At 68.1% G+C, this 22,604-nt stretch carries 24 protein-coding genes and 1 pseudogene; 13 read left to right on the forward strand and 12 right to left on the reverse strand.

Features of this window, described 5'->3' with window-relative positions; all coding sequences use genetic code 11:
- Positions 1 to 5 precede the first annotated feature (5 nt).
- Together MTAB308_RS01400 and MTAB308_RS01405 are read left to right on the forward strand one after the other, a co-directional pair.
- A complete protein-coding gene (locus tag MTAB308_RS01400; protein WP_077097155.1) occupies positions 6 to 989 on the forward strand; it encodes an FAD-dependent oxidoreductase in 984 nt (327 codons plus the stop codon).
- Positions 986 to 1,768 (forward strand): enoyl-CoA hydratase/isomerase family protein, encoded by a 783-nt coding sequence (locus MTAB308_RS01405; protein WP_077097157.1) that lies wholly within the window; start codon positions 986 to 988, stop codon positions 1,766 to 1,768. Before MTAB308_RS01400 ends, MTAB308_RS01405 begins: the two co-directional genes overlap by 4 nt.
- A 13-nt stretch (positions 1,769 to 1,781) precedes the next feature.
- Here MTAB308_RS01405 and MTAB308_RS01410 read toward each other — a convergent pair whose 3' ends face one another.
- Together MTAB308_RS01410 and MTAB308_RS01415 are read right to left on the reverse strand one after the other, a co-directional pair.
- A complete protein-coding gene (locus tag MTAB308_RS01410; RefSeq protein WP_077097159.1) occupies positions 1,782 to 2,174 on the reverse strand; it encodes a phage holin family protein in 393 nt (130 codons plus the stop codon).
- A gap of 22 nt (positions 2,175 to 2,196) precedes the next feature.
- Entirely contained in the window at positions 2,197 to 3,264 is a 1,068-nt protein-coding gene (locus MTAB308_RS01415) for an amidohydrolase family protein (RefSeq protein WP_077097161.1), read from the reverse strand.
- Positions 3,265 to 3,316: 52 nt separating this feature from the next.
- On the opposite strand from MTAB308_RS01415, the gene MTAB308_RS01420 reads away from it, so the two are divergent.
- Positions 3,317 to 4,579, forward strand: a complete 1,263-nt coding sequence (locus MTAB308_RS01420) for an MFS transporter (RefSeq protein WP_173842101.1) — start codon at positions 3,317 to 3,319, stop codon at positions 4,577 to 4,579.
- A gap of 3 nt (positions 4,580 to 4,582) precedes the next feature.
- On the opposite strand, the gene MTAB308_RS01425 is transcribed toward MTAB308_RS01420, so the two are convergent.
- Complete coding sequence (locus MTAB308_RS01425; RefSeq protein WP_483869895.1) at positions 4,583 to 5,851, reverse strand: competence/damage-inducible protein A; 1,269 nt, start codon at positions 5,849 to 5,851, stop codon at positions 4,583 to 4,585.
- 398 nt (positions 5,852 to 6,249) lie between these two features.
- On the opposite strand from MTAB308_RS01425, the gene MTAB308_RS01435 reads away from it, so the two are divergent.
- The gene (locus MTAB308_RS01435; protein ID WP_077097168.1) at positions 6,250 to 6,744 is read left to right on the forward strand and encodes a macro domain-containing protein; all 495 of its coding nucleotides are present in this window, start codon (positions 6,250 to 6,252) and stop codon (positions 6,742 to 6,744) included.
- Here the strand turns inward: MTAB308_RS01435 and MTAB308_RS01440 are convergent.
- Positions 6,741 to 7,046 (reverse strand): MTH1187 family thiamine-binding protein, encoded by a 306-nt coding sequence (locus MTAB308_RS01440; RefSeq protein WP_077097169.1) that lies wholly within the window; start codon positions 7,044 to 7,046, stop codon positions 6,741 to 6,743. The genes MTAB308_RS01435 and MTAB308_RS01440 overlap by 4 nt on opposite strands.
- A 51-nt stretch (positions 7,047 to 7,097) precedes the next feature.
- Here MTAB308_RS01440 and dtd point away from each other — a divergent pair, with 51 nt between their 5' ends.
- From dtd to MTAB308_RS01455, 3 genes are all read left to right on the forward strand, one after another.
- Positions 7,098 to 7,529 carry a D-aminoacyl-tRNA deacylase gene (dtd, locus tag MTAB308_RS01445; protein WP_077097171.1) on the forward strand — a complete coding sequence of 144 codons (432 nt, stop codon included), beginning with the start codon at positions 7,098 to 7,100 and terminating at the stop codon, positions 7,527 to 7,529.
- Between the two features lie 66 nt (positions 7,530 to 7,595).
- Positions 7,596 to 8,513, forward strand: coding sequence for a class I SAM-dependent methyltransferase (locus tag MTAB308_RS01450; RefSeq protein WP_077097173.1), 918 nt, complete (start codon positions 7,596 to 7,598; stop codon positions 8,511 to 8,513).
- A gap of 5 nt (positions 8,514 to 8,518) precedes the next feature.
- Entirely contained in the window at positions 8,519 to 9,274 is a 756-nt protein-coding gene (locus MTAB308_RS01455; protein ID WP_077097175.1) for an HAD-IB family hydrolase, read from the forward strand.
- Here MTAB308_RS01455 and MTAB308_RS01460 read toward each other — a convergent pair.
- The 3 genes and pseudogenes from MTAB308_RS01460 to MTAB308_RS30180 form a co-directional block, all read right to left on the reverse strand.
- Positions 9,271 to 10,296, reverse strand: coding sequence for an alcohol dehydrogenase family protein (locus tag MTAB308_RS01460; RefSeq protein ID WP_077097178.1), 1,026 nt, complete (start codon positions 10,294 to 10,296; stop codon positions 9,271 to 9,273). The two genes, MTAB308_RS01455 and MTAB308_RS01460, sit on opposite strands and share 4 nt — an antisense overlap.
- Before the next feature lie 16 nt (positions 10,297 to 10,312).
- The gene (locus tag MTAB308_RS01465) at positions 10,313 to 12,247 is read right to left on the reverse strand and encodes a flavin-containing monooxygenase (protein ID WP_077097179.1); all 1,935 of its coding nucleotides are present in this window, start codon (positions 12,245 to 12,247) and stop codon (positions 10,313 to 10,315) included.
- 127 nt (positions 12,248 to 12,374) lie between these two features.
- Positions 12,375 to 13,149: pseudogene (locus MTAB308_RS30180) on the reverse strand (PE family protein).
- Positions 13,150 to 13,314: 165 nt separating this feature from the next.
- On the opposite strand from MTAB308_RS30180, the gene MTAB308_RS01475 reads away from it, so the two are divergent.
- Both MTAB308_RS01475 and MTAB308_RS01480 read left to right on the forward strand, forming a co-directional pair.
- Complete coding sequence (locus tag MTAB308_RS01475; protein ID WP_077097183.1) at positions 13,315 to 13,776, forward strand: hypothetical protein; 462 nt, start codon at positions 13,315 to 13,317, stop codon at positions 13,774 to 13,776.
- 143 nt (positions 13,777 to 13,919) lie between these two features.
- On the forward strand, positions 13,920 to 15,050 hold the full coding sequence (locus tag MTAB308_RS01480) for a nitronate monooxygenase (RefSeq protein WP_077097185.1): 1,131 nt from the start codon (positions 13,920 to 13,922) through the stop codon (positions 15,048 to 15,050).
- A gap of 3 nt (positions 15,051 to 15,053) precedes the next feature.
- Here MTAB308_RS01480 and MTAB308_RS01485 read toward each other — a convergent pair whose 3' ends face one another.
- From MTAB308_RS01485 to MTAB308_RS01500, 4 genes are all read right to left on the reverse strand, one after another.
- Positions 15,054 to 15,284: an Rv1893 family protein gene (locus MTAB308_RS01485; RefSeq protein WP_077097187.1), complete on the reverse strand. Its 231-nt coding sequence runs from the start codon at positions 15,282 to 15,284 to the stop codon at positions 15,054 to 15,056.
- A 114-nt stretch (positions 15,285 to 15,398) separates the two neighbouring features.
- Positions 15,399 to 15,689, reverse strand: coding sequence for a hypothetical protein (locus tag MTAB308_RS01490; RefSeq protein WP_077097189.1), 291 nt, complete (start codon positions 15,687 to 15,689; stop codon positions 15,399 to 15,401).
- 12 nt (positions 15,690 to 15,701) lie between these two features.
- Entirely contained in the window at positions 15,702 to 16,106 is a 405-nt protein-coding gene (locus MTAB308_RS01495) for a hypothetical protein (RefSeq protein ID WP_077097431.1), read from the reverse strand.
- 81 nt (positions 16,107 to 16,187) lie between these two features.
- Positions 16,188 to 16,775, reverse strand: a complete 588-nt coding sequence (locus tag MTAB308_RS01500) for a dihydrofolate reductase family protein (RefSeq protein WP_077097433.1) — start codon at positions 16,773 to 16,775, stop codon at positions 16,188 to 16,190.
- A 187-nt stretch (positions 16,776 to 16,962) separates the two neighbouring features.
- Here MTAB308_RS01500 and MTAB308_RS01505 point away from each other — a divergent pair, with 187 nt between their 5' ends.
- Genes MTAB308_RS01505 through MTAB308_RS01515 form a run of 3 tightly spaced genes read left to right on the forward strand, consistent with a single transcriptional unit; the run spans position 16,963 to position 19,831 of the window.
- Positions 16,963 to 18,234: a cytochrome P450 gene (locus tag MTAB308_RS01505; RefSeq protein ID WP_077097191.1), complete on the forward strand. Its 1,272-nt coding sequence runs from the start codon at positions 16,963 to 16,965 to the stop codon at positions 18,232 to 18,234.
- A 24-nt stretch (positions 18,235 to 18,258) separates the two neighbouring features.
- Positions 18,259 to 19,272 (forward strand): alcohol dehydrogenase catalytic domain-containing protein, encoded by a 1,014-nt coding sequence (locus tag MTAB308_RS01510; RefSeq protein ID WP_077097193.1) that lies wholly within the window; start codon positions 18,259 to 18,261, stop codon positions 19,270 to 19,272.
- Between the two features lie 13 nt (positions 19,273 to 19,285).
- A complete protein-coding gene (locus MTAB308_RS01515) occupies positions 19,286 to 19,831 on the forward strand; it encodes a YceI family protein (protein WP_077097195.1) in 546 nt (181 codons plus the stop codon).
- 16 nt (positions 19,832 to 19,847) lie between these two features.
- Here MTAB308_RS01515 and MTAB308_RS01520 read toward each other — a convergent pair whose 3' ends face one another.
- A complete protein-coding gene (locus tag MTAB308_RS01520) occupies positions 19,848 to 20,978 on the reverse strand; it encodes a DUF7159 family protein (protein ID WP_077097197.1) in 1,131 nt (376 codons plus the stop codon).
- Positions 20,979 to 21,576: 598 nt separating this feature from the next.
- Here MTAB308_RS01520 and ag85B point away from each other — a divergent pair.
- Positions 21,577 to 22,569: a diacylglycerol acyltransferase/mycolyltransferase Ag85B gene (gene ag85B, locus MTAB308_RS01525; RefSeq protein WP_077097199.1), complete on the forward strand. Its 993-nt coding sequence runs from the start codon at positions 21,577 to 21,579 to the stop codon at positions 22,567 to 22,569.
- Positions 22,570 to 22,604: the final 35 nt, after the last annotated feature.

A 22,604-nucleotide genomic window follows, 5' to 3' on the forward strand; every position in this document is an offset into this window, starting at 1 on the left:
CGCGATTGGCAAGTGACGCGGGTGACCCGCACCAGATTGTCGTCATCGGTGCCGGCGTCAGCGGCTTGACCTCGGCCATCTGCCTGGCCGAGGCGGGTTGGCCGGTGCGGGTGTGGACGGCCGCGCTGCCACAGGAGACGACCTCGGTGGTGGCGGGTGCGGTATGGGCACCGCCTCGCCCGGCGGAACGCGCCGCGGCGACTCTGGACTGGACCGCGCATTCCCTGCGGGTGTTTCGCGAACTGGCCGACGACGCGGACACGGGCGTTCTCCTGGCGCCGGCGCTGGCCGTCGGGGATTTCATCGGGGCCGAGGCGGCCTCGCCCGCGGCCACGCTGATCCCTGACCTCCGGCCCGCCGATCCGGCGGATGTGCCGGACGGCTTCGGCGCCGGATTCCGCGCCAGGATGCCGATGATCGACATGCCGCACTATCTCGACTACCTGACCCGCCGGCTGGCCGCCGCGGGCTGCGAGATCGAGTTGCGCCCGGTCCGGTCGCTGGCCGAGGCCGCCGACGCCGCTCCGGTCGTCGTCAACTGTGCCGGGCTCGGCGCAAGAGCCCTGACCGGCGACGACTCGGTGCGGCCGCTGTTCGGCCAGCACGTCGTCCTGGCGAACCCCGGTGTGCGGCAACTGTTTATCGAGTTGACCCACGGCCGGGAATGGACCTGCTTCTTCCCCCACCCGCAGCGGGTGGTGTGCGGTGGGATCAGCATTCCCGACCGCTGGGACATGACCCCGGATCCGGAGGTGACCGACCGCATCCTGCGGCGGTGCCGGCGGATCGAGCCACGGCTGCGCGAGGCCGAGGTGATCGAGACGATCACCGCGCTACGGCCGGACCGGCCGGCGGTGCGGGTACAGGCCGAGCCGCTCGGGCGGGCCCGCTGCATCCACAACTACGGACACGGCGGCAACGGCGTGACCCTGTCGTGGGGTTGCGCGCGCGACGTGCTGCGCTTGGTCAGCCACTCGGAGGGGCGATGAGCATCGACTACGCGCTGCAGGCCCACGTCGCGACCATCACGATCAACCGCCCCGAGACTCGCAATTCGCTGGACATGGGGCACTTCCGCGATCTGGCCCGCGCGTGGGCGGCGTTCCGCGACGACGATCGCGCCTGGGTCGCCGTGATCACCGGCGTCGGCCGGGACTTCTGCACGGGCGCCGACCTCAAGAAATTCATCCCGGAACTCACCGGGGACCTGCCCAAGCCCGAGGGCTGGAACAAGGACGACGCGATCCACGCCGTGTTGCACCGGTTCCCGGTGTACAAGCCGATCGTCGCGGCCGTCAACGGCACCTGCGTCGCGGGCGGCTTCGAGATGCTGACCTCAACCGACATTCGCGTCGCCGTGCCCGAGGCACGCTTCGCGGTGATGGAGCCCAAGCGCGGCCTGTTCGCCGGGGGTGGGAGCACCGTCCGGCTGCCCCGTCAGATGCCGTACCCGCTCGCGATGGAGCTGTTGCTGACCGCCGACATGGTCGACGCGGAACGCGCCCTGGCCATGGGGCTGATCAACCGGGTGGTCCCCGCCGACCGGCTGATGGACACCGCGTATGACTACGCCGAGCGCATCACGGCCAACGCACCGCTCGCCGTCTTCGCGACGAAACAATCCGCCGTCGAGGGTTTGGCGCTTGACCTCGGGGCGGCCTACGACAACGAAACACGGCACAGCGACCGGGTTTTCGAGACCGAGGACGCCAAGGAGGGTCCCCGCGCCTTCGCCGAGAAGCGGTCGCCGCGCTGGCAGGGCCGCTAGAGATTTAGGCGCCTCAGGCGCGGGTGACGTCGCGGATCACCAGCGACAGCACCCAGCTCACGATCGACAACAGGATGGCGGCCCAGATCGCCGTCCACCAGAAATGGTCGATCTGCAGCCCCCAGTGCGTGGTGTGCGCGGTGATCCACGCGGTGATCCACAACATCAAGGCGTTGATCACGATATGAATGAGCCCCAGCGTCAGGATGTAGAGCGGGATCGACAGGATCTGGACGACCGGCTTGATGAACGCGTTGACCAGACCGAAGATTACGGCGACGACGAAGATGATGGCGACGGTTTGCAGCGTGGTGCTGCCACCGACGAATCTGATCCCGTGCATGAAGAGGGTGACGATCCACATGGCGAGTCCGGTCAGTGCGGCGCGAAGCAGAAAAGGGCCCATAGAGTGAATCCTCCCACCCGGCTCAGTTCAGGTTGTAGAAGCGCTGCGCGTTGAGCCCGCCGATCTTTTCGCGGGCCTCCTCGCTGATGTCCGCGCGGGTGCGCAGGTGCTTGGTGCTCTCCGGCCATTCGCCGTCCCAGTGCGGGTAGTCGCTGGCGAACATGATGAAGTCGGCGCCGAGCACATCGATCACGCCGGGCAGGATCGGCTCCTCCGGCTCGCAGGTCACAAAGATGTTGCCCGCCGCCAGGTATTCGTGCGGGTCGCGACGCCAGCCGCGCTCCACCCAGTCCCCCCGCTTCTCGTAATGCTCGTGCAGCCGGTCGATGAAGAACGGCACCCACCCCGCGCCCGCCTCCAGAAACGCGACCCGCAACTGGGGATGGCGCTCGAACACGCCGCCGGACACCATCGCGGTCATCGCCGTCATCTGGTCGAACGGAAAGCTGATGCAGTGCACCTGAATGTAATTGGTGAAGCGATCAACGCCGATCTTCGGCAGGTGGATGCCGGGGGCGCCGTGAACGCCCAGCGGCATCTGCAGCTCGACGGCGGCCGCGTAGAACGGATCGAGGTCGGGGTGGTCGAGGTTGCGCCTCTTGAGCGCCGGCGGTACCAGGGTCGCCACCAGGCCGAGCTCCTTGGCCTCGGTCATGACGTCGATGGCCGCCTGGCCGTGTTCGATCGGGGTCACGGCGACGCCGCGCAACCGGCCACCGGACGAGGCGCAGTAATCGGCGATCCACTGGTTGTAGAGCCGCGAGAATCCCGCGGCGAATTCGGGGTCCTCGAGGCTGGGCGCGCACAGCCCCATGCTCGGATACAGCACCATCGTGTCGATGTGGTCGCGGTCGGCGTCGCCGAGCACGCCCTCGGGTGAGCGGCAATTGATGTCGGGCGCCTTGCTGATGCCGTGCTCGGGCGGGCAACCGGCTCCCGGGCCTTGGTCCTCCGGGTAGTTGCGGCCCTCCAGCGTCAAGCGCAGCCGCCCGTCGCTGCTGGGCTTGACGTGGTCGGGCCAGCGCTTGATCGCTTCGATCGCCAGCGAGGAGTTCTCGGCGACGTGTCCATCGGCATCGATGATTCGCATGTATGCGGAACTTACTCTCGCGCATCGCCGACTGGTACTGCACGATGCTCAAGTGACCACACAACGCTTGACCGCCGACCAGCGAAACTCCTTCATCGCGGCGCTGTTGGGCTGGACGATGGACGCCTTCGACTACTTCATCGTCGTGCTCGTCTACGCCGACATCGCAAAGACTTTCCATATCAGCAAGGCCGAGGTCGCGTTCGTCACGACGGCCACCCTGCTGATGCGCCCCGTCGGCGCGTTGATATTCGGGTTGTGGGCCGACCGCGTCGGGCGGCGGCTTCCGTTGATGGTGGACGTGATCTTCTACTCCGTCGTCGGGTTCCTGTGCGCGTTCGCGCCGAACTTCACGGTCCTGGTGATCCTGCGCGTGCTCTACGGCATCGGGATGGGCGGCGAGTGGGGGCTGGGCGCCGCGCTCGCCATGGAGAAGGTTCCCGTCGAGCGGCGCGGCTTCTTCTCCGGGTTGCTGCAGGAGGGATACGCCTTCGGCTACCTGCTGGCGAGCGTCGCCTCACTGGTGGTGATGAATTGGCTGGGCCTGTCGTGGCGGTGGTTGTTCGGGCTGAGCATCGTCCCGGCGTTGGTCAGCCTGATCATCCGCTACCGCGTCGAGGAGTCCGAGGTCTGGGAGGCCGCGCAGGATCGAATGAAGCTCACCAGCACCAGGATCCGCGACGTGCTGCGCGACGCCGCGATCGTCCGTCGATTCATCTATCTCGTGCTGCTGATGACCGCGTTCAACTGGATGAGCCACGGCACCCAGGACGTCTACCCCACCTTCCTGGGGGCGACCGCGAACCACGGCGCCGGTCTGTCCAGCGTCACCGTCAAGTGGATCGTGATCGTCTACAACGCCGGCGCCATCATCGGCGGGCTGTTCTTCGGGTCGCTGTCACAGCGATTCGGCCGCCGCCACACCATCATGTTCTGCGCCTTTTTGGGCCTGCCGATCGTGCCGCTGTTCGCCTACTCCCACAGCGCGGCCATGTTGTGCCTCGGCTCGTTTTTGATGCAGATCTGCGTGCAGGGCGCGTGGGGGGTGATCCCCGCCCACCTGACCGAGATGTCGCCCGACGCGATCCGCGGACTCTACCCCGGCGTGACCTACCAGCTGGGAAACCTGCTGGCCGCCTTCAACTTGCCGATTCAGGAACGCCTGGCGGAGTCGCACGGCTATCCCTTCGCGCTGGCGGCGACGATCGTGCCGGTGTTGATCGCCGTGGCGTTCCTGACGCTGATCGGTAAGGACGCCACGGGTATTCGCTTCGGCACCGCCGAAAGCGCCTTCCTGCCAACCGAAATGGCGTGATCCTCAGCCGGCGTCGGTGAGGATCCGCCGCAGCAGATGCATCGCGACCGTCGTGGACCGCTCGCGGACGTCGGAGCGGTTGCCGGGCAGCCGCAGCGTTCGGGTATCGGTGCGGCCGTCCGCCAGCATCACGGTGAAACAGACTGTGCCGACCGGCTTTTCGGGGGTTCCCCCGCCCGGGCCGGCGATCCCGGTGATCGCGACGGCGGTGTCGGCGCCGAACCGCTCGAGCGCGCCCGCCGCCATCGCCTGGGCCACCGGTTCGGAGACGGCGCCATGTTTCTCGATCAGCGCCGGGTCGACGCCGAGCAGCTGCGACTTCGCGTCGTTGGAATAGGACACCACCCCGCCCGCCACGTAGTCCGACGAGCCGGGCTGGTCGGTCAGCCGCGCCGCCAACAGGCCCGCGGTGCAGGATTCCGCCGTCGCTATCCACCGGCCGGTCAGCAACCGCGCCACCAGGTCGTCCACCTTCGAGCCGTCTTCGGAGTAGATCTGCTGCCCGTGCCTTTGTCGCAACGCCCCGGTGAGCCGCGTGTAGGCGTCCGCGGCGTCCGGCTCGTAGCGCGTGACCATTTCGATCTCACCGCGCCGCAGGCAGGTGGTGATCTCCAGGCGCTCGAAGCCGGCGACGGACTTCTCGGCGTCACGCAGCGTTTCGGCCAGGCCCGACTCGGGCAGGCCGAACATGCGAATCGTCTTTTGTTCGTAAGTCGTTCGGCCCGCGATAGCTTCTTGCGCGGCCGGGGTTTCGATGGCCCTGCGCCACATCGGCTGAAGCTCGCGCGGGGGTCCCGGAAGCACGATCACCGCCGGCTTGCCGGGCACCACCACGCCCGGCGCGGTCCCCACCGGGTCGAGCACCTGCGCGCCGGCGGGGATCATGGCCTGCTTGCGGTTGGCCGCGCGGACGGCCTCGAAGTCGACGCCCTCGAAGCGGGCCATCAGGTTCTTGAGGATGTCGGCGATCTTGTTCTCGGTTGCCTCGTCGAGCACGAGGTCGCGACCGCAGAAGCGCGCCACCACCTCGACGGTCATGTCGTCGGCAGTCGGGCCCAGGCCGCCGCTGGTGATGATCAGGTCCACGCCCTGGTCGGCCATGAAACGCAGCTGCGCCTCGATGTCCGACGGGCGGTCGCCGCAGATGGTGATGTGCGCCAGCTCCACGCCCAGCTCCAGCAGGCGATCGGCGATCCACGGGCCGTTGGCGTCTTGGACGCGTCCGGTGAGGACTTCGGTACCGGTGACAACGATGCCCGCGCGTGCGCTCACCGGCACGAGCCTACTGAACGGGCCTCAGGCCGCCGCGAGGCTCCGCAGCCTCGTTACGCCGATCGGGCCGGGCCGCCCACCGTCCCGGTTGTCCGGATCGGCCGCCGCGGCCGGATGTGCCCGCGGCTCCGCCCTCGCCAGGCTGACCACCCGCACCGGGCTGACCGCCCGCACCTCCGGCTCCCCCGGCTCCTCCGGCTCCGCCGTGGCCGCCGGCCCCGCGTGTTTCGCTAGTCATACGGGTCGCGCCTGCCTTTCGCGGAGCCAGGCCAGCCTGGCCCTCCCCGTTCGTATGAAGCTGGCCTGAGCTGCGGAAATGGACCAGATCCGGTCGGGTCCCCGCACCGCCGTCCGCCGCGCGGCCCGCCGCGCTGCCCGCGTCGCGCGACAATGAACGAATGATCGAGTTAGAGGTGGTGCAGGCCGACATCACCAAGCTCGAAGTCGACGCGATCGCCAACGCCGCCAACACCCAACTGCGGCACGGCGGCGGCGTCGCCGGGGCTATCGCCCGCGCCGGCGGCCCCGACGTGCAGCGCGAATCGACCGCCAAGGCGCCGATCGGGCTCGGGGAAGCCGTGGAGACCACCGCGGGCGACATGCCTGCGCGGTACGTCATCCACGCGGCGACCATGGAGCTCGGCGGCCCGACCTCGGCCGAGATCATCACCCGGGCAACCGGTGCCACGCTGCGCAAGGCCGACGAACTTGGCTGCCGCTCGCTGGCCCTGGTGGCGTTCGGCACCGGCGTAGGCGGTTTCCCGCTCGACGACGCGGCGCGGCTGATGGTCGGGGTCGTGCGGCAACACCGCGGGATCTCGCTGGAAAAGGTGGTCTTCGCCGTCCACGGTGGCGCGGCGGAGCTGGCGTTTCGGGACGCCGTGCGGGGCTAGCCGGCGGACAGGTGACGCTCGACGGAGGCGACCTTTTGCGTCATCGCGTCCCGGGCCGAAGCCCGCCAGTCCACCTTGATCACGGTGCTGACCCTGGGGGCCCGCGCGGCCACGGCCTCGACGGCGCGCTGGACGACGGCCATCACTTCCTCCCAGGTATCGCCCTCGATCACGGTGAACATCGAATCGGTCGTGTTGGGCAGGCCGGATTCGCGGACCACCCGAACCGCTTCGGCAACGATCTCTCCGACGCCCTCGCCCACGCCCAGCGGGGTGACGGAAAACGCGACGAGCACGGACACGTCACGAGCCTACCCACCGTTTTCGAGCCCGGCCTGGCAGCATCGAGGGCCATGCGGGTTCTGGTGCAACGAGTCTCGTCGGCATCGGTGTCGGTCGACGGCCAAGTGGTGGGCGCTATCCGGCCAACTGGCCAGGGCTTGTTGGCCTTCGTCGGCGTCACCCACGACGACGACCCCAGCAAGGCGCGACGGCTGGCCGAAAAGCTCTGGTATCTCCGCATTCTCGCCGATGAGCGGTCCGCCGCCGATGCCCACGCGCCGATATTGGTGGTCAGCCAGTTCACTTTGTACGCCGACACCGCGAAGGGCCGGCGGCCGTCCTGGAACGCGGCCGCCCCCGGCGCGGTGGCCGAACCCCTGGTCGACGCGTTCGCCGCGGCGCTGAACGCGCTGGGTGCCGACGTGCAGACGGGCGTGTTCGGCGCGAATATGCAGGTCGAATTGGTGAACGACGGACCGGTCACGGTGATTCTCGAGATTTGACGACGGCACCGCAGGTACCTTGGTTGATGTCGGCTTGGTGGCCGGCTCTGACGTGAGGGGGCGACCATGAGCACTTCGCCCGAATTCGGGTCGCTTCGCTCCGACGACGACCAGTGGGACATCGTCAGCGGCGTGGGCTACACCGCGCTGCTGGTGGCGGGATGGCGGGCGCTGCACGCCATCAGCCCGCGGCCGCTGGTCCGCGACGAATACGCGCAGGTTTTCATCGCCGCCGCGCAGGACCCGTATCTGGCGGGCGTGCTTGCCAATCCGGGCACCTCGGAGGACGAGACGGCTTTCCCGCGCCTCTACGGTGTGCAGACCCGGTTCTTCGACGACTTCTTCGTCTCGGCCTGCGAGGTGGGCATCCGACAGGCGGTGATCGTCGCCGCGGGATTGGACTCCCGCGCGTACCGCCTTGACTGGCCCGATGGCACAACGGTTTTCGAGATTGATCTGCCGAAGGTACTCGAATTCAAGGGGCGCGTGCTGGGCGAGTATGGCGCTACGCCCAAAGCCCGCAGGGTCGAGGTCGGGGCCGATTTGCGCACCGACTGGTCCCGGCGGTTGGAAGCGGCAGGCTTCGACACCGAGGCTCCCAGCGCCTGGTCGGTGGAGGGAGTGTTGCCTTATCTGACCGACGAAGCCCAGAGCGCGCTGTTCACCCGGATCAGCGGGCTCAGCGCGCCGGGCAGTCGAATCGCCGTAGGCGCGCTGGGATCCCGCTTGGACCGTGGGCAACTCGCCGCCCTCGAGACCGACCATCCCGGGGTCAACATGTCCGGCGATGTGGACTTCTCCGCCCTCACCTACGAGCCCAAGGGCGACCCCGCGGAATGGCTCGCCGCGCACGGCTGGGCCGTCGAACCCGTCCGCAACACGCTCGACCTGCAGGCCGGCTATGGGATGACCCCGCCGCCGGTGGACGTCAAGATCGACGCGTTCATGCGGTCCCAATACATCACGGCGACGCGGTCTGGGTGAGCCGAATGGGACCGCTCACGTGGCTCTCGCCCGCCGACGCCATCGCGGAGATCGGCGCCAGCACACCGGGGCCCGGGATCGGCGCCTTCTTCGACCTCGACGGCACGTTGGTCGACGGCTTCACGGCGGCGGTTCACGTCGGTGATCGGATCCGTCGCCGCCAGGCCGGGCTCGGCGAGCTCCTCGGCGTGTTCGAAGCCGCGCTGCGGTACCGCTTCGGTCGGTTGGAATTCGAACACCTCATCGTGCGGGCGGCCGGTTACCTGCGTGGGGAGTCGCTCACCGAGCTGAACGAGCTGGGCGATCGCCTGTTCGTCGAACGCGTTGCCGCGCGGCTGTATTCGCACATGCACGACATCGTGCAGGCGCATCAGGAGCGCGGGCACACGGTCGTGCTGAGCTCGTCGGCGCTGTCCATTCAGGCCGTGCCCGTGGCGCGCTTCCTCGGCATTTCCAACGTGCAGTGCAACCACTTCGAGCTCGACGAGCACGGGCGGCTGACCGGCGGGATCGTCAAGCCGATCGTGTGGGGGGCCACCAAGGCCGCCGCGGTACAGCAATTCTGTTCCGCCAACGGCGTTGCGGCGCAGCGCAGTTACTTCTATGCCGACGGTGACGAGGATGCGGCGTCGATGTCAGTCGTCGGGTGTCCGCGGCCGGTGAATCCCCGCTCGGGGCTCGCCGCGGCGGCAGCTGCGCACGGGTGGCCGGTGATGTGCCTCACGTCGGGCCGCCGCCGCCGAGTGCGGATGCGGCGTTAGGGCGTCAGCAGGACCTTCACCTCGTCGCCGGAGCGCGACTCGGCGGTCGCGTAGCCCTTGGCGGCCTCGTCCAGCGGCAGCGTCGTCGTGAAGACGCCGTCGACGTCGAGTCGCCCGGATTGCAACAGCGGGATCAACTCCGGCCAGGTGCGCTGCACCGGCGCCGTGGTCATCCGCAGTGTGATGCTGCGAATCAGGCAGCCCAGCGCGTTGAGCGGAAACGGGTTCATATCGTGCACACCGACAACCGAGACGGTGCCTCCCGGCCGCACCGCGTTCAGCGCGTCGGTCAGGGATGCGTCGGTGGCGACGGCGTCGATCACCGAGTCGGCGCCGCGTCCGCCCGTGGCCGCCAGGATGGCCGCTACGGCCGGCGGCTTGATCGGCGTCGCTCCCCACGCGGCGGCGCGGTCCAGCCGCCCATCGACGCGATCGATGGCGAAAACCGTTGCGGCGCCGTGAAAAAATGCGCAGCGCAGGGCGCACAGGCCCACCGCTCCCAGGCCGATCACCGCCACCGTGCCGCCGGGCGGAATGTCTGCTCGCTGGGCCGCCGCCCAGCCGGTGGCCAGGTTATCGGTCAGCAACAGCGCCTGCTCGGTGCTGATCCCTTCGGGCGTCTTGAGCAGCTGGAAGTCGGCCGCGGGCACGGCGAGCAGGTCGGCCTGCGCGCCGGGCAGGACACCGCCACCGAAGATCTGAAACCCGGAGAAGCACATCACCGGGTCGCGCGTGGCGCATCCGGGGCAGGCGCCGCAGCCGGTCACCGACGACACCATGACCTGGTCGCCGACCGCGACGGTGCGCACGTCGGGTCCGACTTCGACGACGGTGCCGACCGCTTCATGGCCGAGCGTCATGGGCGCGGCCAGCGGATAGTCCCCCTCGTAGAAGTGCAGATCGGATCCGCAGATTCCGGCGGCGGTGACCGAAACGATCGCCCCGTCGGGACCCGGGAGTGCCGGATCGGGGCGCGTGTCGACCTCGATGTTGCGTGGCCCGTCGAGGACTACCGTTCGCATGGTGGTGTGCTCACTTTCATTGCCGCAGAACGAATTGGGACCAGTCGGGCTGGCGCACGGCGGCCCAGTACTCGTTGAGGCGCCACGGGCTGACGGTGTGGATCTCGCCGTCGGCGTTCTTGAAGTAGGAATGTTTGACCGCGGGGTGTGACCACACCATCTTCTTGATCTTGGTCTGCGTTCGTTGATGCCATTCGGTGGCGGCGTCCGCCGTTGGTTCCACCGAGTGCAGGTTCTCCTGGGCCAGCCGCTGCAGGCACTGGCCGACGTAGCGCATCTGGAGCTCGGACTGGAAGATCAAACTGCCGCCGTGGGCGAGATGAGTTCCAGGCCCGTAGATGATGAAGAAGTTCGGGAATCCCGGCACCGTGATGCCGAGGTAGGCGTACGGCCGGCTTCCCCACATCCGGTGCAGGTCGATCCCATTGCGGCCGATCACTTTCAGCGGCCACAACACGTCGGTGTGGCGAAACCCGGTCGCGTACACGATGACATCGGCCTGGTGCGTCACGCCGTCCTGTGTGACGACGCCGTGCGGTGTGATCTTCTGGATCGGCGTGCGCACCAACTCGACGTTGTCGCGTTGCAGCGTCTGCAGCCAGCTGCCATTGTCCTGCAGCGTCCGTTTCCCGGTGGCGGGATAGTCGGGCAACACCTTGTCCAACAACTCTTGGGAGTTGGGGCCTTCGCCGACCTGACTGGTGATCCACTGCGCGAACATCATTCGGGCGGCGGCGTTGATGTCGCTGACGGCGTAGTCCTGATCGGCGTAGTCAGGGTCGCCCTCTGCGGCGTCGAGGCCTTTGTCAGCGCCCGGCCAGAGCACCAGGAACCGGTACCACCGGCCGTAGAAGGGCAGGTGGCGCATCGCCCAGCGCACCCCGTCGCCGACCTCATCGTGATACATGGGGTTGGGGAACATCCACTGGGCGGTGCGCTGGAAAACCGTGAGCTTCTCGACCTGGCCGGCGATCGCCGGTGCGATTTGGAAGCCGCTGGCGCCGGCGCCGATGAGCGCGACCCGCTTGCCCGTCAGATCCACCGAGTGGTCCCAGGCCGCCGAGTGAAATGACGGTCCCTCGAAGGTGTCGGCGCCGTCGAATTCGGGGATACTGGGCCGGTTCAGCTGACCGACCGCGGTCAGGACCGCCCGCGCGGCGATCGTGCTCGTCTGGCCGTCCGGGCCGCGCAGCGAGACGCTCCACAACCCGTCGGCGTCGTTCCATTCGGCCTCGACGACCTCGGTGCTCCACCGGATGTGCTCGGTCAGCCCGTGCTTGTTCATCACCTGGGTGAAATAGTCCCGCAGCTCGTATTGCTCGGCGAAGAAGTGGGTCCAATCGTTGTTGGGTTCGAAGCTGTAGCAATAGAAATGGTTTGCGACGTCCACGCGGGCGCCGGGATAACTGTTCTCCCACCACGTTCCGCCGGGCCCGGCGTTTTTCTCGACGATAGTGAAGGGAATGTTGGCCTGCTTGAGCCGGATCCCGGCCAGCAGCCCGGACTCCCCGCATCCGACCACCAGCACCGGCAGTTTGGCGGCGGACTCCGTCGGAAGGGCGGCCGGACGCCGCGGGTCGGCGCCATCGAGATCCATCTCTTCCAGGATCAGCGGCAAGTAGTCGTCGGTGACGTGTTCGCAGGCGGCCCAGTCCATCATCTCCCGTATGAGTTCGAGGCTCAGCGGTTCGGGTTCGGGGCAACCGCGGTCCCGGTACTCGGCGAGCACGGGTAGCGCCGCCGCGCGGGCTCGCGCCTTGTCCTCCTCGGACATGAAGCCCTGAACCTCGTTGAGGAAGATGCCCATGGGCTTGAACTCACGGATGAAGCGCGGGTCGCCGGTGATATGGACGAGCGAGAGCAGCAGGGTCGGGATGCTGACATCCTCGAGCGCGGCCTCGATCTCGTCAGTCGGCGTGGTGAAGGGATGGCCGGCATAGCGGCTGCGCATCAAGCCGATCCTTCCGGTAGGCGGGGCCTGCGAATTACGCTACCGAGCGTTTCGTAATTGCCGGCACCACGCTACCCCGTTGCGCCGCAGAGGATCAAGGATCAGTGCGCCGCCGGCCGGTGCGCTGCTAGGGGTTTCCGTTCGCGCCGGGGGCGCCAAAGTAGCCGCCGAGGCCGCCGGTGCCGCCGGGCCCGCCGGCGACACCGTTGCCGCCGTTGCCGCCGATGCCGAATATCGACGGGGTGTAGGAGCCCATGTCTAGGGTCCCGGCGTTGCCGCCGTTGCCGCCGCTGGCCGGACCGCCGCCGGTGCCGGCGTCGCCGCCGGCGCCGCCGTAGCCGAAGAACCCGAGGCCGGCGCCGCCGGCGCCGCCGTTGTTGCCGCCGTTGCCGGCGGGAGCGGCGCCGCCCGGCCGCCCCTCCGGCGCCGCCGGCCTGCCCGGCCCCGCCCGAGCCCCCGTTGCCGCCGCGGCCCCACAGGATCCCGCCCGGACCACCGTTCTGCCCCGTCCCCGCCGCGCCGTCGGTGCCAGGGCCGATCAGCGGGCGACCCAACAACGCGTTGGTCGGCGCGTTGATGACCCCAAGCACGTCTTGCCCCAGTGTCTGGAACGGCGACGCGTTGGCCGCTTCGGCGGCCGCGTAGGCGCCGCCCGCGGCGTTGAGGGCCTGCACGAACTGCGCGTGGAAGGCCGCCGCTTGGGCGCTGAGCGCCTGGTATTGCGCCCCGTGGCTGGCGAACAGGGAAGCGATCGCCGTCGACACCTCATCACTGGCAGCGGCCAGCAATCCGGTGGTCGGGATGGCCGCCGCCGAATTGGCGGCGCTCAACGACGAAGCGATGCCCGCGGCGTTCTCTGCCGCCGCCGCGACGGCCTCGGGTACTGCAACCAAGAACGACATCCGTCAACCTCCAGGTAACCCGCCCTCACCGGATCGTAGGCATCCGGGGCGCCTAATTTGACACGTTTACAACAATTCAAAGCTGTTTCCCAGCAGCAGCTAATCGGGGAAAAATATTTTCGATCCGTTTTGCGGCGCTCGGCCGAACCGGAGGTAAGGAGCGTCGTGGCCGCGATACTGACGGCCTGCAGCGGCTTTTTGCTCGCGGTCTTGTGGATGGATCTGATCTTCGACGTCCAGGTCCTCCAATATCGGAGTGCGGGTGAGGAATTGCCCGAGTCCGCGCTCTCTTCGATCGCGGATTACTACCACCGCGCGACCACCACGTCGCGACCGATGGGCCACGTCATCGCCATTGTCATGCTCATCTTGTTGGGCGCGTTGGGGTTTCAGGCCGCTCAGGGCGACGACCCGGCATGGCTGCTGGGGGCCTCGGCCGCGCTCGCGGGGGTGCCGGTGGTGCTGGCGCTGACGCACACGGTGCCGAGCGCCGTTCGGCTCGGGCACCGGGCGGGCGGTCCGGCCGAACAGACCCGTCTGGCGCGGGCCATCTGCCGCGATCACCTGATCTGCGTCGCGGGCATGCTGGGGTTCCTCATCCTGTGGATGGCCCGCGCGGGCATCTGACAAAGGCCTGAAACGTCGACAAACGCCTGAAACGTCGTAGTGCCGAGGAGCTGGCCGGGGGCGGCTGGCCACGTCAACGCTCTACGTACTAAACTAGAACACGTTTCAATTCTTTCTACCGCGACGCTTCCACAGGAGTAGGCATGCACACCGCGATTTGCGACGAGCTTGGTATCGAGTTCCCGATTTTCGCCTTCACCCACTGCCGTGATGTCGTGGTCGCTGTCAGCAAGGCCGGTGGTTTCGGCGTGCTCGGCGCCGTCGGCTTCACGCCCGAACAGCTCGAGATCGAGCTCAATTGGATCGACGAGAACATCGGCGATCACCCCTACGGGGTCGACATCGTGATCCCGAACAAGTACGAGGGCATGGATTCCCACCTCTCCGCGGAGGAGCTGGCCGAGACGCTGCGCAAGATGGTGCCTCAGGAGCATCTGGACTTCGGCAAGAAGATCCTCGCGGACCACGGGGTGCCGATCGAGGACAGCGACGGGGACAGCCTGCAGCTGCTCGGGTGGACCGAGGCGACGGCCACCCCACAGGTCGAAGTGGCGTTGAAGCACCCGAAGGTGAAGATGATCGCCAACGCGCTCGGCACGCCCCCGGCCGACATGATCAAGCACATCCACGACGCCGGACTCAAGGTGGCCGCGCTGTGTGGTTCACCGTCGCAGGCCCGCAAGCACGCCGACGCGGGCGTCGACATCATCATCGCCCAGGGCGGCGAGGCGGGCGGACACTGCGGCGAGGTGGGCTCAATCGTGTTGTGGCCGCAGGTCGTTAAGGAGGTCGCCCCGGTGCCGGTGCTGGCGGCCGGAGGCATCGGCAGCGGTCAGCAGATCGCGGCCGCCTTGGCGTTGGGCGCCCAGGGCGCGTGGACGGGCTCGCAGTGGCTGATGGTCGAGGAATCCTCGAACACGCCGGTGCAGCAGCAGGCGTACGTCAAGGCGGGCAGCCGCGATACCGTCCGGAGCCGTTCGTTCACGGGCAAGCCGGCCCGGATGCTGCGCAACGACTGGACCGAGGCCTGGGAGCAGCCGGACAACCCGAAGCCGCTCGGTATGCCGTTGCAGTACATGGTTTCCGGTATGGCGGTGCGGGCCACCAACCGGTACCCGAACGAGTCCGTCGACGTTGCGTTCAACCCGGTCGGTCAGGTGGTCGGGCAGTTCAGCAAGGTGGAGAAGACGGCGACCGTCATCGAGCGGTGGGTGCAGGAGTACCTGGAAGCGACCAACAGGCTGGACGAGCTGAACGAGGCCGCCGCCGTATAGCGGCTACTCGTCGTCGACGTCGTCGACGTCCTCCGCGCCGGTGAAGACCTCCTTGGTGCGGTCCACCGCGTAGGTGCCGATGTCGATCGAGTTCTGGACGATGCCGCTGGCGCCGCCGGCGAGGTCACCCCGGAGGATGTCGCCGGCGTGCTCGACGATGTCCGAGGCCTTTTCGACGGCATTGGTGGCGATGTCGCGGGCGGCGTCGACTGCGTCTTTCGGATTGAAGCCCATCGGAATCTCCTTTTGTCGCAGGACCTTTGGTACGACTCTAGTGGCGATCGCAAGCGCGCGTTGGGGGCACCTCCCGCTTGCGGGGACCGAGCGCTGCGGGTCGCCGCCATCGACCTAGTAGTTCACCAGGGTGCGCCAGTACTCCTCGGGAATCTCGGCGCCGGACCGCAGGACGCGCGCCAGTCCCACGGCCATCGCGACGCCGAGCAGCCCCAGCCACAGCCCGGCCAGCCCGATGACGGCCCAGAGCGCGGCGGTGACCGCCGGCCACGGCGACAGCACGGCAAGCACGGGCGCGAAGAAGAAGCCGGCCCCGATGTACCACGCCGAGCCGGCGCGATCGGAGGCCAGGACGAAGCGCAGCCAGCGCGGGATCGGCGCCTGGGCGGGCTGAGCCGGGTTCATGGCGTCAGCCGGCTATCCCGATGGGGGGAAGAACCCCGCCCCGGTGAACCAGCCCTCTTGCCAGCCCTGATCCCCCAGGCAGAGCATCGGAAGGCCGGCCTCCGACTGTGCGGCCGCCTGCGGGCCCGGGCACTTCGCACCGGCCTGCTGCACGCCGTACAACGGATAGGAGACGACCCAGTAGCCGGTGGTGGCCGCGGGGAATTGGTTGGGCGGCGGGAAGTGACAGGCCTCGGCCTGTCCGCTGGGGCCGCGTCCGAAGATGAAGCGCTCGTAGTTGTCGCAGGGCGCGCCCAGCGACGCCTGATAGTTCATCCCCGGCACGTCACCGTTGTAATGCTGATCGGCCGCGGCGGACGGCGCCATGCCGATCGTGATGCCCGCTATCGAAGCGGCGCTGAGCAGTTCCCGAATCATGTTCCACCCCACCTGTCGCCGGTGACCTGCACAAAGCATATCGATTGCACCGGGAGCCACAAGCGCGTTTGCCAGGGATCGTCAGCGACGCCGGTAGGTGCAGATCAACACCCCGGTGCCGGTTGCCGTCGTCGACACCAACTCCAGCGCGCGGGCCCGGCCGTCGCCGGGAAACAGCCGCTTGCCGCCGCCGAGCAGGATCGGCTCGATCATCAGCCGGTATTCGTCGACCAGGTCGTGTTCGATCAGCTGTGCGGCCAGCGACGGGCTGCCCATCACCTGGATCGCCCGGCCGTCGCGGGCGCGCAGCTCGCGTATCGCGCCGATCGCATCGTCGGGGGGTAGCAGGGCCGAGCCGGTCCAGCTCAGTTCGTCGTGCGTGAGCGTGCGGGACGCCACGTATTTGGGGATCTCGTTCATGCGGTCGGCGAACGCGTCCCCGCCGCGGTCCGGCCAGGCGGCCGCCATCGTTTGCCACGTGCGCCGGCCGAACAGCAGCGCCTCGGTTTCGGCCATGGTTTCGGCGACGGCGGGTCCCATGGTCTCCGGTTCGAAGTACGGCATGGACCAGCCGCCGTGCGCGAATCCCCCGTCGGTGTCCTCACCCTGGCCGCCCGGGGCCTGGACGATGCCGTCCAGGCTCATGAAGTGGCTGAGAACTATGCGCATGTGCTCCCCTTTCGGTCGGTCGGTGCCCTTGCTTCCCATACCGACCGGCCGAGCCCGCGAAACTCATCGAGGCTGAACGTGTTGCAATTCGGGTCGTCGATCTTGCTCCAGTCCTTCCCAACCGTGGTGTAGCAATGGTTTCCTTGCATTAAGGATGCCTAGAGGACTTCGTATCGAGGAGTGCGCCATGTCAACCGCAGAGCCGACGGCCAAGCCGGCCCCCAATCTGCCGCCCGGATTCGATTTCACCGACCCGGACGTCCACGCGGAGCGGCTGCCGGTGGAAGAGCTGGCCGAGCTGCGCCGGACCGCGCCGATCTGGTGGAACGAACAGCCGCTCGGCGCGGGCGGGTTCGACGACGGGGGCTTCTGGGTGGTCTCCAAGCACAAGGACGTCAAAGAGATCTCGCTGCGCAGCGACGTCTTCTCCAGCCTGGAGAAGACCGCGCTGCCGCGCTACAAGGACGGCACGGTCGGCGAGCAGGTCGAGCGCGGCAAGTTCGTCCTGCTCAACATGGATGCGCCGCAGCACACCCGGCTGCGCAAGATCGTCTCGCGCGCCTTCACTCCCCGGGCCATCGAGCGCCTGCGCGACGACCTCGCCGAGCGCGCCCGGCACATCGTCGAGGAAGCGGCCGCCCAGGGGCGCGGTGACTTCGTGGAGCAGGTCTCGTGCGAGCTGCCGCTGCAGGCCATCGCCGGGTTGATGGGTGTGCCCCAGGAAGAACGCAAGAAACTCTTCCACTGGTCCAACGAGATGGTCGGCGACCAGGACCCCGAGTTCGCCAACAACGACGCCATCACCGCCTCGGTAGAGCTGATCATGTACGGCATGCAGATGGCCGCCGACCGGGCGAAGAACCCGGGGGAAGACCTCGTCACCAAGCTGGTCCAGGCGGACATCGACGGGCACAAGCTTTCCGACGACGAGTTCGGCTTCTTCGTCATTCTGCTTGCGGTGGCCGGCAACGAGACCACCCGCAACTCGATCACCCAGGGCATGATGGCCTTCACCGACTTCCCCGATCAGTGGGAGCTGTTCAAGAAGGAGCGTCCCGCCACCGCGGCCGACGAGATCGTGCGGTGGGCCACCCCGGTCACGTCCTTCCAGCGCACCGCCCTGGAGGACTACGAACTGTCCGGCGTGCAGATCAAGAAGGGCCAGCGGGTCGTAATGGTCTACCGCTCCGCCAATTTCGACGAGGACGTGTTCGACGACCCGTTCAGCTTCAACATCCTGCGCGACCCCAACCCGCACGTGGGATTCGGCGGCACCGGTGCGCACTACTGCATCGGGGCGAACCTGGCGCGGATGACCATCGACCTGATGTTCAACGCGATCGCCGACGGCATCCCGAACCTGGAATCGGTCGGAAAGCCCGAGCGGCTACGGTCGGGCTGGCTCAACGGGATCAAGCACTGGCAGGTCGACTACCACACCGACGGCGCCGCCAAATGACCTGTCGCGCATTACGCTAAGCCAATGCCGACACATCAAGCCGTCCGGGTCCGGTCCGCGGGCGGCCCGCTGGAGCTTGCCGAAGTAGAGACGCGGCCGCCGGGGCGCGACGAGGTGCGCATAGCGGTCACCGCCTGCGGCGTATGCGGGACCGACCGCGCCTTCGTCAACGACGGCTTCCCCAACATGTCGTGGCCATTGACCCCGGGACACGAAATCGCCGGAACCATAGCCGAACTCGGCGACGGCGTCGACGACTTCGCGGTCGGCGATCGCGTCGCCGTCGGCTGGTTCGGCGGGTGCTGCTACCACTGCGACCCGTGCCGCAAGGGCCTTTTCATCCACTGCGTCAACGGCAAGGTGCCGAGCTGGCACTATCCCGGCGGCTACGCGGAATCGGTGACGGCCCCGGCCAACGCGCTGGCCCGGATTCCTGCGGAGCTCACCGACGCGGAAGCCGCCCCCATGGGTTGCGCCGGCGTCACGACCTACAACGCGCTGCGCCACACCAAGGCGTTGCCCGGTGATCGGGTGGCGATCCTCGGCGTCGGCGGACTCGGCCACCTTGGCCTGCAGTTCGCCCGCGCGATGGGGTTCGAGACGATCGCGATCGCGCGCGGCACCGGCAAGGCCGAGGACGCAAAGAAATTGGGCGCCCATCACTACATCGACTCCACCAGCCGTGACGTCGCCGAGGCGCTGCAGGCCCTGGGCGGGGCGACCGTCGTCCTGGGCACCGCCGGCAACTCCCAGGCCATGGCCGACACGGTCGGCGGGCTGGCGCCGCAGGGCGAACTGGTGACCATCGGCGTGACCCCGGACCCGCTGCCCATCAGTCCCGTGCAGCTGATCACGCCGGGGCTGAGCATCGTCGGCCACCCCTCCGGCACGGCCAAAGACGTCGAGGACACTATGCATTTCGCGGTCCTGTCCGGCGTTCGGGCGTGGATCGAGGAGTTGCCGCTGGCGCAGGCGGCCGAAGGCTATGCGGCCTTGGAACAGGGGCGAGCGCACTACCGGACCGTTTTGACGATGTGACTACAGTCGGTCTGTGACCGACCTATGGACCCTGACCGCATCCGACGGTGAATTGTCGATCCGCACCGGCGTCACGGGGAGGGCGGCGCGAATGGGACATTGGCTCACCATCGCGATGACGCGCTGGGAGGCCACCGTGGCGTGGGCCGGCGCCGAACCGGTCACCGCGGAGCTGACGGTCGAGGTCGATTCGTTCGAGGTGCTGCACGGCGAGGGCGGGGTCAAAGGGCTGTCCGGGCCGGAGAAGGTCCTGGTGAAGTCGAACGCGTTGAAATCGTTGGACGCCAAGCGCTATCCCGAGATCCGCTTCGCCGCCGACACGATCGACAAGGCCGGCGACGGCTACCGCCTGACCGGAAAGCTGCACATTCGCGGCAAGTCCCGCGAGCACGTCATCGACTTGCGCACAGAGGATCTCGGCGATGATTGGCGAATGTCGGTCGAATCCACCGTTCGGCAAACCGATTACGGCGTCAAGCCCTACTCGCTGCTGATGGGCTCGGTGAAGGTTGCCGACGAAGTGGCGGTGTCCTTCACCGCGGTGCACCCCAAGGCCTGAGCTCCACCGCGCTCCGCTAGGGCGTCGGCGCGGCGGGCGGCGCCGAATCACCGGCGTCGCCCGGGATGTGCTCGAGCACCCGGGTCAAGTAGGTCTGGCGGCCGCTCGCATCCGGCTGCGGCTCGTCGGGAGCGCCCTGCTGCTCTCCCCCCGCCCCGGACTCCGGGGCGGGTTCGCCCGCGGGGACCTTCGGCTTCGGCGCGGGCGGGCCCACCTCGGGCGGTGCCGCGACGGCCGGCGCGACGGCCTCGGCGATCTGCGGGGGCGGCGCGTGCACGACGCGCTTCGCCGGCCCGGACTCGCTGGTCGGGGCGAGTTGGATACCCAAAGCGAGCGACAGCGACGAGACGAAAGTGATTGCACCGGCGGCCAATGCCGTCGCGGCGCCGGTGTAGGACAACTTCCGGGTCCGCGCCGCGGGCGCGGCGACGGGTTCGCTGACGTGCGCCACCAGCTGTTCATCGGTGAACTCGGTGCTGTTGGCCGCGGCGAGCGCCGCGCCCCGCGCGATGGTCACCTGCGCCATGGTCTGGGCGAAAACGGGTACGGGCAAAGCCTTTTCGAGCTGCCACGAGAACCCGTTGAGGTCGCTGTCCGCGCCGACGACCACCACCGCGCCGGGGCGCCAGCCAGTCGGCCGTTCGAACATCCCGCTCAGCCAGGATCGCAGCCCGTCGAACCCGCCGCGCACCTGCTTGACGGCGGTTCGCGTGTCGCCGTCATGGGTGTCGACCATGACGACGGTCGCCCATTCATGCTCGAGGATGCAGACGGCGGTCCGCTGGTGGCCGATGACCGGTGCGATGGCGCGGGCGAGGGTCTCGACCGCCTCGAGCATCTGGACCGGCACGACGTTGTCCAGGCCGGCGTCGGTCAACGCCTCCAACACCAGCGCCGCCTGAGCGGACGCTTCGTCGCTCCAGGTCAGCCCGATGACGCGCACTCGACGGTCGCTCGTGGCCGCCAGCGCGTCGACCCGCAAAACTTCGTCGGCCACCAGCTCCGCGGTGCTCAGGGCGCGCACCCCGCGGCCGGCGGGCAAGCCCAATTCCTGATGGTCCAGGATCGTGCCGTCTGCGCCGTGTCCCTCGGCGAGGACCCACCCGACGGTGGTCGGCGTCAGTGATAGCCCTAGTACCGTGTCCAAACTTGCACCTCAATCGGCCCGGCCCTCCGTCGCCCTCACCTGCGATTGCGCACCAAAAGCTCGCTGGCGCGGCAGTTCGTGAGGGCCGGAATGGACCGGAATGTGTGGTCTCCATCGGCTTGCTCCGTGAGAGCCTACGCGGTCCGCGCAAGTCTGGCTGCCCTGGTATTGAATTCGCGTAGAACTCGCAGGCCACGCGCGTGCCCGCCCGGCGCAGCGCGCTTCAGCCGTGCCCGCCGGACCCCGAAATCGCCGTTTGCGGCCGCCGAAAAAAACGCATGACCGACCGGGGTTCGCCGCGCTGGCGCGGCTGATCGGCGTCCAGTCGGGCGTGTCGAGCAAATCGCCCCGCCATTCGAGAGCTGTCCTTTACATCGCGCGTCACAGCGGTCGCCGCGCCACCTTGCGTTTGTCGTCGCGGGCCCGCTGCCTGGCGCTTCGGGCGGGATGGCCGCTCGATGCGGCTTTTGTCCACAATGCGAAATTCGGTCGGAAACCGATATGAAACTGCGACAACACCGCGTCCCAATCGACATTTGGCCGAATAACCCGGTAAATTCCAGCTGAGATCGCGATCACACACGGACAAGGGGCAGGCATGACAGACGTGAGCGAGAAGATCCGGGCCTGGGGGCGCCGGCTTTTGGTCGGTGCAGCTGCGGCTGTCACCCTGCCGGGCCTGATCGGCCTTGCCGGCGGCGCGGCGACCGCGAACGCGTTCTCGCGCCCGGGTTTGCCGGTCGAGTACCTGCAGGTGCCGTCCGGGGCGATGGGCCGCAACATCAAGGTCCAATTCCAAAGCGGCGGAAACGGCTCCCCGGCGGTGTACCTGCTCGACGGTCTGCGGGCCCAGGACGACTACAACGGCTGGGACATCAACACCCCCGCGTTCGAGTGGTACTACAAGTCGGGCCTGTCGATCATCATGCCGGTCGGCGGCCAGTCCAGCTTCTACGCCGACTGGTACGGCCCGGCCTGCGGCAAGGCCGGCTGCTCAACGTATAAGTGGGAGACCTTCCTCACCAGCGAGCTGCCGCAATGGCTGAACGCCAACCGCAGCGTCAAGCCCACCGGCAGCGCCGCGGTCGGCATCTCGATGTCCGGATCCTCGGCGCTCATCCTCGCCGCCTACCACCCGGCGCAGTTCGTCTACGCGGGCTCGCTGTCGGCCCTGATGGACCCGTCGTCGGGGATGGGGCCCAGCCTGATCGGTTTGGCGATGGGTGACGCCGGCGGCTACAAGCCCGACGCCATGTGGGGCCCCTCGAGCGACCCGGCCTGGCAGCGCAACGACCCCACCATTCAGATCCCGAAGCTGGTCGGCAACAACACCCGCCTGTGGGTCTACTGCGGTAACGGCACGCCGTCGGAGCTGGGTGGGGCCAACATGCCCGCCGAGTTCCTGGAGAACTTCGTGCGCAGCAGCAACCTGAAGTTCCGCGACGCCTACAACGCCGCCGGCGGCCACAACGCCGTGTTCAACTTCGATGCCAACGGAACGCACAGCTGGGAGTACTGGGGTGCCCAGCTCAACGCCATGAAGCCCGACCTGCAGGGCAGCCTCGGCGCCACCCCCGGGGGCGGCGGCTAACCACCCACCCAACCTGAGGTCGCTACTGCGCTCGA

This window comes from Mycobacterium terramassiliense, assembly GCF_900157385.1.
GTDB lineage: Bacteria > Actinomycetota > Actinomycetes > Mycobacteriales > Mycobacteriaceae > Mycobacterium > Mycobacterium terramassiliense.

Bases quoted from the DNA above. Each gene is read 5' to 3' on its own strand.
- MTAB308_RS01505 (WP_077097191.1), top strand. From the start codon at position 16,963: ATGTCAACCGCAGAGCCGACGGCCAAGCCGGCCCCCAATCTGCCGCCC.
- dtd (WP_077097171.1), top strand. From the start codon at position 7,098: ATGCGGGTTCTGGTGCAACGAGTCTCGTCGGCATCGGTGTCGGTCGAC.
- ag85B (WP_077097199.1), top strand. From the start codon at position 21,577: ATGACAGACGTGAGCGAGAAGATCCGGGCCTGGGGGCGCCGGCTTTTG.
- MTAB308_RS01460 (WP_077097178.1), bottom strand. From the start codon at position 10,296: ATGCGAACGGTAGTCCTCGACGGGCCACGCAACATCGAGGTCGACACG.
- MTAB308_RS01495 (WP_077097431.1), bottom strand. From the start codon at position 16,106: ATGATTCGGGAACTGCTCAGCGCCGCTTCGATAGCGGGCATCACGATC.
- MTAB308_RS01405 (WP_077097157.1), top strand. From the start codon at position 986: ATGAGCATCGACTACGCGCTGCAGGCCCACGTCGCGACCATCACGATC.
- MTAB308_RS01500 (WP_077097433.1), bottom strand. From the start codon at position 16,775: ATGCGCATAGTTCTCAGCCACTTCATGAGCCTGGACGGCATCGTCCAG.
- MTAB308_RS01485 (WP_077097187.1), bottom strand. From the start codon at position 15,284: ATGGGCTTCAATCCGAAAGACGCAGTCGACGCCGCCCGCGACATCGCC.
- MTAB308_RS01415 (WP_077097161.1), bottom strand. From the start codon at position 3,264: ATGCGAATCATCGATGCCGATGGACACGTCGCCGAGAACTCCTCGCTG.
- MTAB308_RS01455 (WP_077097175.1), top strand. From the start codon at position 8,519: ATGGGACCGCTCACGTGGCTCTCGCCCGCCGACGCCATCGCGGAGATC.
- MTAB308_RS01510 (WP_077097193.1), top strand. From the start codon at position 18,259: ATGCCGACACATCAAGCCGTCCGGGTCCGGTCCGCGGGCGGCCCGCTG.
- MTAB308_RS01450 (WP_077097173.1), top strand. From the start codon at position 7,596: ATGAGCACTTCGCCCGAATTCGGGTCGCTTCGCTCCGACGACGACCAG.
- MTAB308_RS01490 (WP_077097189.1), bottom strand. From the start codon at position 15,689: ATGAACCCGGCTCAGCCCGCCCAGGCGCCGATCCCGCGCTGGCTGCGC.
- MTAB308_RS01465 (WP_077097179.1), bottom strand. From the start codon at position 12,247: ATGCGCAGCCGCTATGCCGGCCATCCCTTCACCACGCCGACTGACGAG.
- MTAB308_RS01410 (WP_077097159.1), bottom strand. From the start codon at position 2,174: ATGGGCCCTTTTCTGCTTCGCGCCGCACTGACCGGACTCGCCATGTGG.
- MTAB308_RS01435 (WP_077097168.1), top strand. From the start codon at position 6,250: ATGATCGAGTTAGAGGTGGTGCAGGCCGACATCACCAAGCTCGAAGTC.
- MTAB308_RS01480 (WP_077097185.1), top strand. From the start codon at position 13,920: ATGCACACCGCGATTTGCGACGAGCTTGGTATCGAGTTCCCGATTTTC.